The organism is Bradyrhizobium sp. (assembly GCF_030654605.1).
Taxonomy (GTDB): domain Bacteria; phylum Pseudomonadota; class Alphaproteobacteria; order Rhizobiales; family Xanthobacteraceae; genus Bradyrhizobium.
In genome coordinates, this window is sequence record NZ_JAURXB010000097.1 from 1 (window position 1) to 12,590 (window position 12,590).

The 12,590-nt window shown below is 63.8% G+C and carries 16 protein-coding genes; 9 read left to right on the forward strand and 7 right to left on the reverse strand.

Annotated features, from left to right (window positions below):
- Positions 1-7 precede the first annotated feature (7 nt).
- Positions 8-160 carry a cytochrome b gene (locus Q7U29_RS10175; protein ID WP_304741007.1) on the forward strand — a complete coding sequence of 51 codons (153 nt, stop codon included), beginning with the start codon at positions 8-10 and terminating at the stop codon, positions 158-160.
- A gap of 57 nt (positions 161-217) precedes the next feature.
- Here the strand turns inward: Q7U29_RS10175 and Q7U29_RS10180 are convergent, their stop codons facing one another.
- The 5 genes from Q7U29_RS10180 to Q7U29_RS10200 all read right to left on the reverse strand — a co-directional run bounded on the left by Q7U29_RS10180 (position 218) and on the right by Q7U29_RS10200 (position 5,562).
- Positions 218-940, reverse strand: coding sequence for an ABC transporter ATP-binding protein (locus Q7U29_RS10180; RefSeq protein WP_304740971.1), 723 nt, complete (start codon positions 938-940; stop codon positions 218-220).
- 2 nt (positions 941-942) lie between these two features.
- A complete protein-coding gene (locus tag Q7U29_RS10185) occupies positions 943-2,079 on the reverse strand; it encodes an ABC transporter permease (protein WP_304740974.1) in 1,137 nt (378 codons plus the stop codon).
- 1 nt (position 2,080) lies between these two features.
- On the reverse strand, positions 2,081-3,241 hold the full coding sequence (locus tag Q7U29_RS10190) for an efflux RND transporter periplasmic adaptor subunit (RefSeq protein ID WP_304740976.1): 1,161 nt from the start codon (positions 3,239-3,241) through the stop codon (positions 2,081-2,083).
- A gap of 140 nt (positions 3,242-3,381) precedes the next feature.
- Entirely contained in the window at positions 3,382-4,755 is a 1,374-nt protein-coding gene (locus tag Q7U29_RS10195) for an MFS transporter (RefSeq protein ID WP_304740979.1), read from the reverse strand.
- A gap of 12 nt (positions 4,756-4,767) precedes the next feature.
- Positions 4,768-5,562, reverse strand: coding sequence for a class II aldolase/adducin family protein (locus tag Q7U29_RS10200; protein WP_304740981.1), 795 nt, complete (start codon positions 5,560-5,562; stop codon positions 4,768-4,770).
- Positions 5,563-5,919: 357 nt separating this feature from the next.
- Between Q7U29_RS10200 and Q7U29_RS10205 the strand changes: the two genes are divergently transcribed.
- The 6 genes from Q7U29_RS10205 (at position 5,920) to Q7U29_RS10230 (ending at position 11,064) form a co-directional block, all read left to right on the forward strand.
- Positions 5,920-7,242, forward strand: a complete 1,323-nt coding sequence (locus Q7U29_RS10205; protein ID WP_304740984.1) for an ABC transporter substrate-binding protein — start codon at positions 5,920-5,922, stop codon at positions 7,240-7,242.
- 76 nt (positions 7,243-7,318) lie between these two features.
- Positions 7,319-8,215 (forward strand): branched-chain amino acid ABC transporter permease, encoded by an 897-nt coding sequence (locus Q7U29_RS10210; protein WP_304740986.1) that lies wholly within the window; start codon positions 7,319-7,321, stop codon positions 8,213-8,215.
- A complete protein-coding gene (locus tag Q7U29_RS10215) occupies positions 8,215-9,168 on the forward strand; it encodes a branched-chain amino acid ABC transporter permease (protein ID WP_304740989.1) in 954 nt (317 codons plus the stop codon). Before Q7U29_RS10210 ends, Q7U29_RS10215 begins: the two co-directional genes overlap by 1 nt.
- Positions 9,165-9,968 (forward strand): ABC transporter ATP-binding protein, encoded by an 804-nt coding sequence (locus Q7U29_RS10220; RefSeq protein WP_304740991.1) that lies wholly within the window; start codon positions 9,165-9,167, stop codon positions 9,966-9,968. Before Q7U29_RS10215 ends, Q7U29_RS10220 begins: the two co-directional genes overlap by 4 nt.
- Complete coding sequence (locus Q7U29_RS10225; protein WP_304740993.1) at positions 9,961-10,602, forward strand: ABC transporter ATP-binding protein; 642 nt, start codon at positions 9,961-9,963, stop codon at positions 10,600-10,602. Before Q7U29_RS10220 ends, Q7U29_RS10225 begins: the two co-directional genes overlap by 8 nt.
- A gap of 168 nt (positions 10,603-10,770) precedes the next feature.
- Positions 10,771-11,064, forward strand: coding sequence for an HdeA/HdeB family chaperone (locus Q7U29_RS10230; RefSeq protein ID WP_304740995.1), 294 nt, complete (start codon positions 10,771-10,773; stop codon positions 11,062-11,064).
- Positions 11,065-11,085: 21 nt separating this feature from the next.
- Here Q7U29_RS10230 and Q7U29_RS10235 read toward each other — a convergent pair whose 3' ends face one another.
- Positions 11,086-11,553: a PaaI family thioesterase gene (locus Q7U29_RS10235; RefSeq protein WP_304740998.1), complete on the reverse strand. Its 468-nt coding sequence runs from the start codon at positions 11,551-11,553 to the stop codon at positions 11,086-11,088.
- A gap of 131 nt (positions 11,554-11,684) precedes the next feature.
- Here Q7U29_RS10235 and Q7U29_RS10240 point away from each other — a divergent pair, with 131 nt between their 5' ends.
- Together Q7U29_RS10240 and Q7U29_RS10245 are read left to right on the forward strand one after the other, a co-directional pair.
- Positions 11,685-11,813 carry a peptidylprolyl isomerase gene (locus Q7U29_RS10240; RefSeq protein ID WP_304740999.1) on the forward strand — a complete coding sequence of 43 codons (129 nt, stop codon included), beginning with the start codon at positions 11,685-11,687 and terminating at the stop codon, positions 11,811-11,813.
- Positions 11,814-11,905: 92 nt separating this feature from the next.
- Positions 11,906-12,181 (forward strand): hypothetical protein, encoded by a 276-nt coding sequence (locus Q7U29_RS10245; RefSeq protein ID WP_304741002.1) that lies wholly within the window; start codon positions 11,906-11,908, stop codon positions 12,179-12,181.
- A gap of 111 nt (positions 12,182-12,292) precedes the next feature.
- On the opposite strand, the gene Q7U29_RS10250 is transcribed toward Q7U29_RS10245, so the two are convergent.
- Positions 12,293-12,475: a hypothetical protein gene (locus Q7U29_RS10250; protein ID WP_304741004.1), complete on the reverse strand. Its 183-nt coding sequence runs from the start codon at positions 12,473-12,475 to the stop codon at positions 12,293-12,295.
- Positions 12,476-12,590: the final 115 nt, after the last annotated feature.

The window sequence follows — 12,590 nt, forward strand, 5'->3', positions numbered from 1 at the left end:
CGCTGCGCTGCCCGACTTCTCGAAGTATTCGCCGCGCGCACCGCACGGTATCGGGGCGAGGCTCCTGATCGCTTTGGTCGTTCTTCACGTCGGTGCTGCTCTCTATCACCAATTCGGTCGCCGCGACGGGTTGCTGAGGCGCATGTGGTTCGGAAAATGACGTTGGCCCTTGCGGCCGCGCGGGACGGTTTCGCCAAGCCTGAATTTGCCGCATCGATCATTGCTGAGCAGGAATTTCGGCAACCACTCCCGCCGGCGGTTCGAGCGCACCGTCCCGCAACGAATAAATGTGATCGAAGCGATCGAAGATCTTCTCGTCATGGGTGACGACGATGACGGCGCTTCGGTGTTCCTCGGCAACTTTCCGCAGCATGTCCATGACGGTGCCGGCGCGCTGCGAATCGAGCGCAGCGGTTGGCTCGTCGGCCAGGATGATGCGCGGGTCGTTGGCGAGCGCGCGGGCAATCGCCACCCGCTGCGCCTCTCCACCTGAAAGCTGCCCGGGCATGGCGTCCTTGCGGCGCTCGATACCGAGATATGTCAGAAGCTCGATCGCACGGATTTTGGCCTGCGCCGGACTCGCCCCGGCCAGAATGCGGGTGACCGCGATATTCTCCCAGGCATTGAGGAACGGCAGCAGATTATGCGACTGGAAGATGAATCCGATTTTCTCGAGTCGCAACCCGCGCAGATCGGCGCGCAGCCATTTGCCGTCATAGACCAATTCGCCGTTCAGCCGCATGCTCCCGGAAGTCGGCTCGAGAATGCAGCCGATCACGTTGAGCAGCGTGCTCTTGCCCGATCCACTGGGACCTTTCAGGCCGATCACGGTTCCCGGATAGACATCGAGCGAAACTCCGCGAAGCGCATCGACGCGGGTCGGCCCCTCGCCAAAATGCTTGCTGATCCCTCTCACTTCGACGACGGGCTGTTCGGCCATGGCTACCCCGCGAGTGCCGAAGCAGGATCGATCTTGAGCGCGGTGCGAACGCCGAGCGCGCTCGCAAGCAGGCACGCGACAATCACCACCCCGAACAGAGCCGCGGCGTCCGCCGGCTCGAGAACCACCCGGCGCGGAAAATAGCCGTGACCCGCGCTGATCAGCGCGGCGCCGGTAACGAAGCTGATGACTCCCATGGCAATGGCCTGCTGGACGATCAGCCCGACGATGCGTCGATCGGGCGCCCCGATCAGCTTGAGGGTCGCAATCGCCTTCTTCTTGTCGATCGTCATGGTGTAGATGATGAGGCCGACGATCACCGTAGACACGGTGAGCAGCAGGGTTGTGAACAGACCGATCTGGCGGCGCGCGCGATCGATGACGGAACGCGCAAGAACGGCTTCCTGATCCTCCTGGGTGAGCGCCGCAAGGTGCTTCCATCGCACGATGTCCTGCGCGAAGCGGTTTGCATCCACGCCCGGCAGCAGCCTGACCAGAATGGCGTTCACCGTGTTGGTGGTTCCGGTCGCGCCGGCGGAGCGTGCGAATTCTCGTCGCGCGGCCGGCGGCGCCAGGTCGAATTGCAGCTTCTGGGCGTCCCGCAGGGTGATGAACATGACGGGATCGCCGCCTGAGGCCACGAGGCCGCTGGTCAAGCCGACCACCGTGAACATATCGCGTCCGAGCCTGATCTGCTCTCCGAGCGCGAGCCCCGCGCCGCGGTCCGCGACCGCTTCGTAGCGGCTGCGCAGGATCGGCCGTCCTTCGACCACCGGCGGCGCCTCGCCCGGTCGCGCGATCTGCGCGCCAACGACCATCATGCGCTTGGTCTGGCCGCGGTGCTGCGCGTCGATATTCTGATAGGAGACGCCACCGGCCGCGGCCACGCCCCATTGCGCCGCTATCGCCTCCCGCGTGTCGCCCGGCAGCCGTGAAGCCTCCGCGAAGGGGCCGCGCGTACCTCCTTCCACGACCCAGACCTGCGCACCCGCGGCGCGGACGAGGCCGAGCGATTCCACGACCAGGCCGCGATAGATGCCGACCATGGCGAGGACGATCCCGAGCAGCAGGCTGAGCCCGAGGCACGTCAGCAGAAAACGACCGAGATTGTGGCTGATGTCCTTGAGAGCGAGGTTCACGTCACGATCCGTCGATCGGGCGCGCGGCGCGGCCGTCGCGCAGATCAGTTCGGTCGTCAGCCACGACCTGGCCCTGTATGTCGGATGTAATCTGGATGCGTCCGTCGAGCAGACGTTCGCCGAACTGCGCCTTTTGCCTCGCGAGCCGGCCGTTCTGCAGGGTCCAGATCGTGCCGGACCGGCCGTCATAGCCTTCCACGAATTTCAGCGGAACGAATACACCGCTCGGAATCGTCTTCTTGACGATCTCCACTTCCGCCTGCTCGCCGAGGTATCGGAGCTGGTGTTCCGAAATGCAGACCCGGCACCGCACATAGACGCGGCGCTCTTCGGTGAGCCGGTCGTTCTCCTGATCGATACGGACGACTTCCGTCTCGAAGGTGCGATTCGGCTCGGAGCGCAGGCGCACGAAGGCGCGCTGTCCGATGCTCAGTCCTCCGGCCAGCGCTTCGTCGACATAGGCTCTGACCCAGATCGAGTCGGGCGCGATCAGCGTGAATACGGGTTCGCCCGCATTCGCGATTCCGCCGAGCTCCTTGCTGCGCGCGATTATTCTCGCGTCGAAAGGTGCCCGCAGCTCATGCTGGTCCAGCACGACCGCATCGATCTGACGCTGGGACGCGGCATCGTCCTGCAGCACCGCGGCGACCCTGGTGTCCGCTTCGATGATCCTGGCATCGCCGAGGGCGATTTCCTCGGCAGCCTGCGCATCTTCGGCTGACTCCTGCGACACGCTTCCGCGGCCAACGAGGGTCTGCCGCCGCAGATTGATGCTCTTTTTCTGCTGGTAGGTGACTTCGGCGCGCGCGCGTTGCGCCTCGGTCTTGGCGAGGTTCGCTGCCGCCTGCTGCTGGGTTGCCTCGCTTTTCCTGAGTTTGGCGCGCTGGGCGGCATCATCGAGCTTTGCGAGCAGGGCGCCGGCTTTCACGACGTCCCCCTGATCCGCTTCAACGGCGATCAGCTTTCCGGCGATCTGAAAGCCCACCTTTGAGACCAGCTGCGCCTCGATCGTCCCGATTCCGAAGACGCGGACTTCGACATTTTGCTGCGGCGCAGCCGTCCGTACCGGAATTTCGCGCATGAAACGCCAGTAATAGCCGCCGCCGGCCAGAACCAGAGCGGCCATCAGCCCCGCCACGAGCTTGACAGCCCGCGAACTCATCTCGCCCGCTTCATGGGAAAGGTCGATACGCCGATGATCATGCCGTTTTCCTCTGACCGAAGACTCATATTCGTCAGGAGCGCTTGATCGACGTTGCGATAGATCAAGGTGGCCGGCTTGCCGGGGCTCTCTTGCCGAGGCTAGGGTTGGCCGGTCTTGCGGGATGAAAACGCCAACAGTCCCGCACTGACAAACGCCAGCACGGCCGCCAGCTGAAAGGTCCGCTGGAAGGCGTCGAAGAAATCATGCTGCAGATGCAGGATTTCAAACACCATCAGGACGATCGACGCCGCGGCTACGGTGCCCAGCGTCCGCGTCAGCAGCGCGAGGCTGCCCGCCACCCCGCGGTCCCGCAGTGGAAGTGCCGCCGTCACGATATCGGTGTAAGCGAGCTGGAACAGGCCGAGGCCGACGCCCTGCACGATCAGCCCTGCGACACGCCAAGCGGTTGAGGTCTGTTCGGTCCATGCGCTCAGCAGGATGAGGCCGGCGCCAATTCCCGCCGCGCCGGCAAGCGCCAGCCGTTCGGCGGACACTTGCTGTCCGATCAGGCGGCCGCCGATCGGCGCAGCCAGTGCCGCACCGGCAGCGCCCGAAGCCAGAATGGCGCCGCTCTCGCCCAGCGAATAGCCGGTCACGCGGGTCAGATAATAGGGCACCAGCAGCCAGACCGAAAAGGCCGCGAGATTGGCGAGCACGCTGACGAGGTTGAGGACCGCAAATCCGGGCAGGCGAAACACCGCGAAATCGATGATCGGCCGCGCCGCGCGGGACTGCCGGAAGATGAAACCCGCAAAGGCCAGGGCGGACAGCAATCCGAGCCAGATGGCGGAAAGCTCGCGAATGCGATTGAACGCCATCAGCATCGTCACCAGGCCGAGTGCCAGCGCGATGCCGCCGGGGATGTCGAAGGGCTCGCGTGACCCGTGCGGTTGCGACGCGGGCAGACCGCGCAACAGCAGCAGCGCCGCGATCGCGATCGGAATGCGGAACCAGAACACCGCCGGCCAGTCCCAGATCGCCACCAGCACACCGCCGAGCAGCGGACCGAGCATCAGGCCGAGCGCCATCATCATGGTGTAGATGCCGAGCGCCCGGCTGCGCTGTTGCTCGCCGTACAGGCTTGTCACCAGCGCCGCGCCGCAGCTCAGCACCAGGGCGGCGCCGATGCCCTGCATGCAGCGAAAGGCCAGCATCGCCCCGTAGCTCGGCGCATAGCCGACGAGAAGGAATGCCACCGCGCTGCAGACCAGCCCGGTCCGGTAGACGACGGCGTGGCCGATGGTGTCGCCGATCCGCCCCAGCGCCAGCAGCAGGCTGGCATAGGCCAGCACGTAGCAGATCACCACCCACTGGATGTCGCTGATCCCTAGATCAAATCCCCTCGTGATGGCGGGGAAGGCGATGTTGACGGCGGTGTCGAGCTGCGTCGTGGCCGTGCCCAGCCCGATCATCGCGATCTGCCAGGCTTTGGAATGGAGAATGCCGGGTGACGCGCCGCGGGGATCGGCCAACAACCGGTCCGATCAGTTCCGGTATGAGGGATCGACCCGATCGAGCTTCCGCAGCAGCGCGGGCCACGCCAGTTCACCGTTGCGGTTTGGCAGATCCACGCGAGGCTTCATCCTGTCGAAGGTTGCTTCCAGGACATTCTGCGGCGGGCGGATCAGCTTGGTATTGCAGGATAGCGCCATGACCTGCACCTCGCAGGCGCGCTCCATGCGATACAGCAGGTTGAACGTCGAAGGGACGGTTCGGCCGACCACGAGCAGCCCGTGATTGCGCAGCACCATGGCTTCGTGATCGCCGAGGTCGGCCACCAGCCGCTCGCGCTCCCCGACATCGTCGGCAATGCCTTCGAAGTCGTGATAGGCGACGTGGAGAAACCGCATCGAGGTTTGCGCCAGCGGCAGCAACCCGCATTCCATCGCCGAGACCGCCATGCCGGCCGGCGTGTGGGTATGCGCCACGCACTCCATTTCGGGCTTCGCCATATGAATCGCGCTGTGGATGACGAAACCGGCGGCGTTGACGCCATATTCCGACGCGTTGAACAGGGTGTTGCCTTCGATATCGACCTTGATCAGGCACGAGGCATCGATTTCCTCGTAGAGCATCCCGTACGGATTGATCAGGAACTGGTCGTGCGATCCCGGCACGCGGCAGGAGATGTGGTTGGCGATCATCTCCGTCATGCCGTACATCGCGGTAAGGCGATAGCAGGCGGCGAGGTCGACGCGGGTTTGCCATTCCTCGGGGCTGACCTGCTCGCGAACCGATTTGACGACTTTGATGGCAGGGGAATTCAATGGGCGGTTCATGGAGCCTCTCCGCTGGAACGGTCTTTATCGTTTGCGAGAATCCTGGGGGTGGGTCTCGCTTGCAGGTTACTTGCCTGAAGGGCAGCGCCGCAAGCGCGGGTCGGAGCATCCCTGCAATGCGGCCACCGCTAATGCGATGCAGCATTTTCAAAGCCGGGCGCAACGTTGCCGCCGCACGGCCGGTGAGACCCCGCACCGATCTGCTGCCAGGAATTTTCCGCTAGCTGAAATGACAGGGGCCTTTGCTGAAAGCGCGTCGCGGCAATCTGGCCGTATTGGCATCGCCCGCAATCGCGCATACACTTTCGCGACAAGAGCCGTAACGGCCGAGAAAAGATCATCATGGGGAGGATTCGCATGCAGAGGACGAGCGTACGCGCCTGTTTGGCGCGCAAGGTATCGGCGGCGTTGCTATTGACGGCTTTGCCGGTCGCGGCAGTCGCCCAGACCGCGCCGACGGCCGAGCCGGTCAAACTCGGGATCGTCAGCTTCCTGACCGGACCTGCCGCCGGTCCGTTCGGCATTCCCGGCCGCAACTCTGCGGAAATCATGATCGAAATGCTCAACGCCGGCAAAGTGCCCGCGCCCTATGCGACCCCCGGTCTCGCCGGTGCGAAGATCGTGCCGAAATACGTCGACGAGGCCGGCTCGACCGCCAACCAGGTCACCGAATTCCGCAACCTCGTTCAACGCGACGGCGTGAACGCCACCGTCGGATATGTCTCGTCGGGCAATTGCCTGGCAGTGGCGCCGGTTGCCGAGGAACTGAAGGCCCTGACCGTGTTCTTTGACTGCGGAACGCCGCGGATCTTCGAGGAAAAGCCGCTCAAATATGTGTTCCGCGCGACCCCGCACGCCACCATGGACAGCGTGGGCGCCGCTCGCTACGTGCTGAAGAAATTTCCGGACCTCGCTTCGTATTCCGGCATCAACCAGAACTACGCCTGGGGCCAGGACAGCTGGCGTGATTTTGTCGCCGCCATGAAGGCGCTGGCGCCGAAGGCGACCGTCGACAAGGAGCTGTTGCCAAAATTGTTCGCGGGCGAATTCGGTGCGGAGATTTCGGCGCTGCTGACCACCAATTCCAAGATCGTGCATTCCAGCTTCTGGAATGGCGATCTCGAGAGCTTCATCGTCCAGAATGGCGCCCGCGGTCTGCCGGCGCGCTCCACCATGGTCTATACCGCGGGTGAGACGGCGATGTTCCGGCTCGGCGGCAAGATCCCGGATGGCACGATCATTGGAGCGCGCGGCCCGCACGGCGTGATGGCGCCCGACACCCCCCTGAACAAGTGGTTCCGCGGGGTTTACGAGGATCGCTTCGCCACGGCGCCGACCTATCCGGCCTATCACATGGCGCAGTCGATCCTCGGGCTCAAATCCGCCTGGGACAAGGCCGCGGCGGCCAAGGGCGGCCAACAGCCAGCGATCGACGATGTGGTGAAGGCGTTCGAGGGTATCGAGTTCGAGGGACCGAGCGCCAAAATCCGCATGGCGATCGGCAACGGCCACCAGGGGATCGCCGATATCGCCTATGGCAGCTTCCGTTTCAACAAGGCGGAAGGCAAAGCCGAAATCGTCGACGTCGTCCGCTATCCCGCCGAATGCGTGAATCCTCCGGCCAACATGACCTCGACGGCGTGGCTCGAGGCCGGCATGCCCGGAGCCAAATGCAACTAGGCGCCGCACGATTGCCTGCAGCCGGCGCCGCCGGCTGCAGTTTTGCTGCATTTCACGATGTAAGGGACGGCATCCGGTGATCACAGTTATCGCCATCGTCACCGATGGCCTTGTTTATGCCGCCTGGCTGTTTGTCGTCGCCATCGGCCTGACGTTGATTTTCGGCGTCATGAAGATTCTGAATGTCGCCCATGGCGCCTTCTACGCCTTCGGCGCCTATGCGGCGGCCACCGCGATCGGCCTGTATTTCGACCGCGGCTGGCCCGTGGCCGGAGGCTATCTGGCGATTGCCACGGCCGCGATCGCGATCGGCCTGGTGATGGGCTACATCCTGGAGCGGGTGTTTCTCCGCCGCGTCTACGGCAGGGACGAAGTCGTCGTCGTTCTCATCACCTACGCACTGTTCCTGATCCTGGAGGACGTGCTGATTCTGATCTGGGGTACCGACGGCCGGTCTGCCTATCAGCCCTATACCGAGGCCGGCAGCTTCACGGTCGGCGGATTGCCACTGTCGGTCTACGACATCGGTCTGGTCGGGTTTGCCGGCCTGCTGGCGATCGCTGCCTCCTACACCATCAAGAAGACCACCTTCGGGCGACTGTTGACCGCCGTGATCTACGACCGCGAAACCGCCGCCGCGTTCGGCGTCGATGTCTCCAGGGTCTATACGGTGACGTTTCTGGTCGGCGCGGTGCTGGGCGCGCTCGGCGGCGCGCTGACCGCTCCCAAGATATCGGTGACCCCGGGCCTCGGGGTCGAAGTCATCGTGCTGGCCTTTGCGGTGGTGGCGATCGGCGGAATGGGCTCGATGGAGGGTGCGCTGGTCGGCGCCCTGATCGTCGGGTTGTTCCGCGCCGGTGCCGTGCACCTGATACCGCAACTCGAATTGTTCTCGATCTATGCCGTGATGGCGCTGGTTCTCGTGTTTCGTCCGCAGGGCCTGTTCAGTCGCGCTCAACCGAGAAAAATATGATGACCGGACTTCGCATTCTTCTGGGCGCGGCGATCCTCGGCGGATTGGGAGCGGCCGCGCCGTTCACGCCGCTGTGGCTGATCTCGCTGGTGACGCTTGCGATGTCCACCGGGCTCGTGGTCTGCGGTCTCATCATCCTGTGGCGCGGCGGTCTGGTACCGTTCGGCCAGGCGCTGTTCTTTGCGACCGGAGCCTACACGGTGGCTCTGTCGGGACGTTGGTTCGGAGTGACGGACGCGTTCCTGCTGATTGCGCTGGCCGTAATCATGGCAGCGCTGGTGGCCTTCGTGGTCGGTTTCCTGCTGGCGCAATACCGCGAGATCTTCTTCGCCATGCTCAGCCTCGCGCTGTCGATGATCCTGTACGGCGTGCTGGTCAAATCCGAAACGCTGGGATCGACCGACGGCGTCAATGTCGCCCAGGCCAGCTTCTTCGGCATGAAGCCGCGCGGTCCCGGTTACACCTTCGCACTGTTCTGGCTGGCGCTTGGCATGGTGTTTTTGGCCTGGGTAGGCGTCTCGGCCTATCTTGGTTCGATTGCCGGCCAACTCGCCGGCGCAATCCGCGATAATGAAATTCGCGTCGAATATCTCGGCATTTCCGTGACCAGGCTGGTGCATCTGAAGTTGACCATTTCGGCGGCTCTGGCGGGTGCCGGCGGCGCGCTCGCGGCGTTGTCGATCAGTCATGTCGATCCGCAGATGGCCTATTGGACCACGTCGGGCGGATTCGTGTTCGTGACCATCCTGGCGGGAGCGGCATCGGTTCCGGCGGCGTTTCTCGGCGCGCTGCTGTTCGAGATCGTCCGCACCATCGCGGTCGCCCTGCTGCCCGGCGGCTGGCAATTGATCCTCGGATCGGTGCTGCTGCTGACGATCCTGTTCGTGCCCGAGGGGCTCGGCTCCCTGATGATCCGCAAACGCGCCACCATTTCCGAAAAGGGTGCGGCATGAGCGCGCTGCTTTCCGTCAAGGGTCTCGAAAAGACTTTCGGTCAGGTGGTCGCCGCCCGCGACATCAATGTCGACGTGCCGCAGGGGCAAACCGTAGGGATCATCGGCGCCAATGGCGCCGGCAAGACCACGTTCGTCAACATGATCACCGGCCATCTGACGCCGTCGGGCGGCACCATCCAGTTCGAGGGCAGGGACATCACCGGGCTGCCGTCGCGCAAGATCATGCGGCTGGGCATTGCGCGTTCGTTTCAGGTGGCGCAGGTTTTTCCCACCTTCAGCGTGTTCGAAAACCTGTGCGCGGCCACCGCGATCGCGCGCTCCGGCAGCTCCGTGGTCGGTGCGGCGCTGTCGCGTTTTGTCTCGGCCGAGACATCCGCCGATGCCGAAACCGCGCTCGACCAGTTCCGGATGGGCCAGTTTCGCGACGCGCTGGCGTCAACGCTGCCGCAGGGCGTGCGCAAGCTGCTCGACATTGCAATGGCGACGGCGGGCAATCCGCGCGTCCTGCTGCTCGACGAGCCGACCAGCGGGATCAGCCTGGAAGAGAAGTTTGGCCTGATGGATGTCATCATGGGGGCGTTGAAGGCGCGCGGCACCACCATCCTGTTCGTGGAGCACGACATGGAGATCGTGCAGCGGTTCGCCGACCGCGTGCTGGCGTTCTACGACGGCACCGTGATCGCGGACGGGGCGCCCGCCGAGGCGCTCGGCGACGAGCGCGTGCGCGAGTTCATCACGGGAACGCTGATCCGGTCGAAGGACGGCAAACTCGCCGCCAGCAGGGCGTCCCATGCTTGAGGTATCCGCGCTGCATGTTTCGATCGGCGCCATCGAGATCATCCGCGATGCGCAACTGTCGCTCGGCGAGCGGCAGTTCTCCGGCCTGATCGGGCGCAATGGCGCGGGCAAGACGACATTGATGCGGGCCTTGATGGGGGCGCTGCCGGCGCGCGGCATCATGACCCTGGATGGCGTCGATCTGCTGGCGGAGCCGGCGCATCGCCGCGCGGCGCTAGGGCTCGGTTACATGCCGGAAGATCGCCGGCTGGTGCCGGAATTCGCGGTTGAGGAGAACATTCTGCTGCCGGCACTGGCGACCGGTTCGACCGATGCGCGGGAACGTCTCGATCGCATTTATACGCTGATGCCGGAGGTTGCGAATTTCCGGCGCCGCCGCGCCCTCGAACTCTCCGGCGGCCAGCAGAAAATGGTGGCTCTGGCCCGCGCCCTGATGGCGGGGCGCCGCCTGCTCGTACTGGACGAGCCGTTCGAGGGCCTGGCGCCGGCGCTGGCGCGCCGGCTCGGCGAAGTTCTCTCAAACCTCAAGGACGATGGCGTTTCGGTGCTGATGTCGGAATCCAACGAAACTCACGTCATCGATCTGCTGGATCGCACCTTCCGTATCGAGCGCGGTGCGGTCGTCGCGGGCTGACCGGGCGGGCAGGGGCCGGCCGTAACCGAACCGCTGGTCGTTGCTCCAGCCGGACGGCAACGGCGGATCAATTGATCGTTTCCCGATCGGCACCCAGAAATGGTGCTGGCGCGGCGCTTCGGAATCGGTATTGCTCCCGATTACTTTCACATTGCAATGGAGATGATCATGAAATCGATGGCCGCACTCTTGATTGCCGCTGGCCTGATGCTGTCGTCGGCGCCGTCCCATGCCGTTGTGCTCGACCTGTCGACCATGAGCTGCAAGCAGTTCCTCGAAGGCGGCGACGACACGATCAAGATGGTGCTGACCTGGATGGACGGCTGGTACAAGGGCGATTCCGACGAGGCCATCATCGACACCGACGTGTTCGTCGAGAACGCCAAGAAATTCGGCAGCTTCTGCGGCAAGAATCCGAATATCAGCATCGTCAACGCCGCCGAAAAGGTTCTCGGCAATTAATCCGCCGCAGATATCCGAAAGCTAACTCAGCATCGCGAACGCACTGGAGACCATCGCCACCGGCTTGTCGTCGCTGGCGCTTGACAGGGTGACACGGCCGAAGCTCATGGTGCGGCCGGTTCGAACCACCCGGGCATCCGCCAGAACGTCCGAGGCGGTCGCGGCCCGCATGAAATGCGTGGTCTGATCGACCGTCGTCATCGGCCGGTAGCCGCGGTTGGCCGCCTGAATGGCGATCACCATGGCGGTATCGGCGAAAGCCATCAGCGCCTGGCCGCAGACGATACCACCGTTGCGGCACAGCCGCTCGGAGAAGGGCATGAGAAGGATGGCGCCCGGCTGCCAGTCGGCGCCGGCGCCCGGCGGCGGAGCGCACTCAATGCTGGCGATCGACAGTCCAAGGTCCTGTACCCATGGTGCGAACACCTCGCGGAGCACGCGCCTGGCTTCCTCGATATCGAATTCCCCGGCGGGCGGCTGGTTCTGCATCAACATCGGTTCCCTCGCTGCAATCGGTTCCCCGCTTTTTTAAGTGCCTCCGCCGCAAATGAACACTCCCGCCGCGGCTTGAAAATGCCTGACTTCCGGCCGTATCATCATGGCATGGGGAGTGCGTATCCATGTTCAGGCGGTTGGTACTGATTTTCAGCGTGGTCGCCATGGGTCTCGCCCTCAATGGCTGCACCAAATGCGGCCCGATCTGGGACGATTGGGGGCAATCGCCGAAATCCTGCAAATCGGACCGCTAAGTCGGACCGCTCGTGACCCCAAACGGGCTGACGCGCTTGGCGTCGCGGCTGACGCGGTGATATATTGCCCGCAACAGGCAGGAGCTTCCGTGATGAGAATTCTTGGCGCCGCGGCTGTCATCGTGTTGCTGGCAGGGCCGGCTTACGCGCAAAGTCCCAACATCAACCTGATCCCGGAGTTGCAATCCAGGTCGCCGGAAGAGAAGGAAGCCGACGCAGTAAGGGAAAAGGCCTACAAGGAATCGTTGAAGAAGATTCCGGATGCCAAGGGATCTTCCGACCCGTGGGGCAATGTGCGCAGCACCGATACGCCGAAGACGGCGGCTCCCGCCAAGCCGCGCACCAAGACCGGCAGCACCACGAACTAGTCTGGAGCCTTGCCGGTTCTGATTGAATCGGAGCCGGGCTCTGGTCTTGGTCTTGAGAGCTTTCTCAACGCAAACCGCTATCCACTCTGCCGAAAAACGCTGTGGACGCAGCTATGGCCTGCGGCCGAGGCTCCGCACCGAGGCGGCCAGCCGGGCCATGAAGTTTCTGACCCAGATGTCTTCGGACGCGGACATGCCGGCATGCGCGCCGGGATTGAAGCCTGGTGCGTCGCGGGTTTCGTCGTCCAGAATTTGAAGTCGGCGTTGGCCTGATGCGGTCGCTGGTACTGTCATGATGGCTCCTTCGCAGGAAACCAACGGACGACTCTCGATAGCGTTCCAATCTCAATACAGTTAAAGGTTGAATAAACCCGAGGCTGCGGTCAGGCCAGCATGGCCGATTGATCGA

Bases quoted from the DNA above. Each gene is read 5' to 3' on its own strand.
- Q7U29_RS10215 (WP_304740989.1), top strand. From the start codon at position 8,215: ATGACCGGACTTCGCATTCTTCTGGGCGCGGCGATCCTCGGCGGATTG.
- Q7U29_RS10245 (WP_304741002.1), top strand. From the start codon at position 11,906: ATGAGAATTCTTGGCGCCGCGGCTGTCATCGTGTTGCTGGCAGGGCCG.
- Q7U29_RS10230 (WP_304740995.1), top strand. From the start codon at position 10,771: ATGAAATCGATGGCCGCACTCTTGATTGCCGCTGGCCTGATGCTGTCG.
- Q7U29_RS10240 (WP_304740999.1), top strand. From the start codon at position 11,685: ATGTTCAGGCGGTTGGTACTGATTTTCAGCGTGGTCGCCATGGGTCTC.
- Q7U29_RS10235 (WP_304740998.1), bottom strand. From the start codon at position 11,553: ATGCAGAACCAGCCGCCCGCCGGGGAATTCGATATCGAGGAAGCCAGG.
- Q7U29_RS10225 (WP_304740993.1), top strand. From the start codon at position 9,961: ATGCTTGAGGTATCCGCGCTGCATGTTTCGATCGGCGCCATCGAGATC.
- Q7U29_RS10180 (WP_304740971.1), bottom strand. From the start codon at position 940: ATGGCCGAACAGCCCGTCGTCGAAGTGAGAGGGATCAGCAAGCATTTT.
- Q7U29_RS10200 (WP_304740981.1), bottom strand. From the start codon at position 5,562: ATGAACCGCCCATTGAATTCCCCTGCCATCAAAGTCGTCAAATCGGTT.
- Q7U29_RS10250 (WP_304741004.1), bottom strand. From the start codon at position 12,475: ATGACAGTACCAGCGACCGCATCAGGCCAACGCCGACTTCAAATTCTG.
- Q7U29_RS10205 (WP_304740984.1), top strand. From the start codon at position 5,920: ATGCAGAGGACGAGCGTACGCGCCTGTTTGGCGCGCAAGGTATCGGCG.
- Q7U29_RS10220 (WP_304740991.1), top strand. From the start codon at position 9,165: ATGAGCGCGCTGCTTTCCGTCAAGGGTCTCGAAAAGACTTTCGGTCAG.
- Q7U29_RS10190 (WP_304740976.1), bottom strand. From the start codon at position 3,241: ATGAGTTCGCGGGCTGTCAAGCTCGTGGCGGGGCTGATGGCCGCTCTG.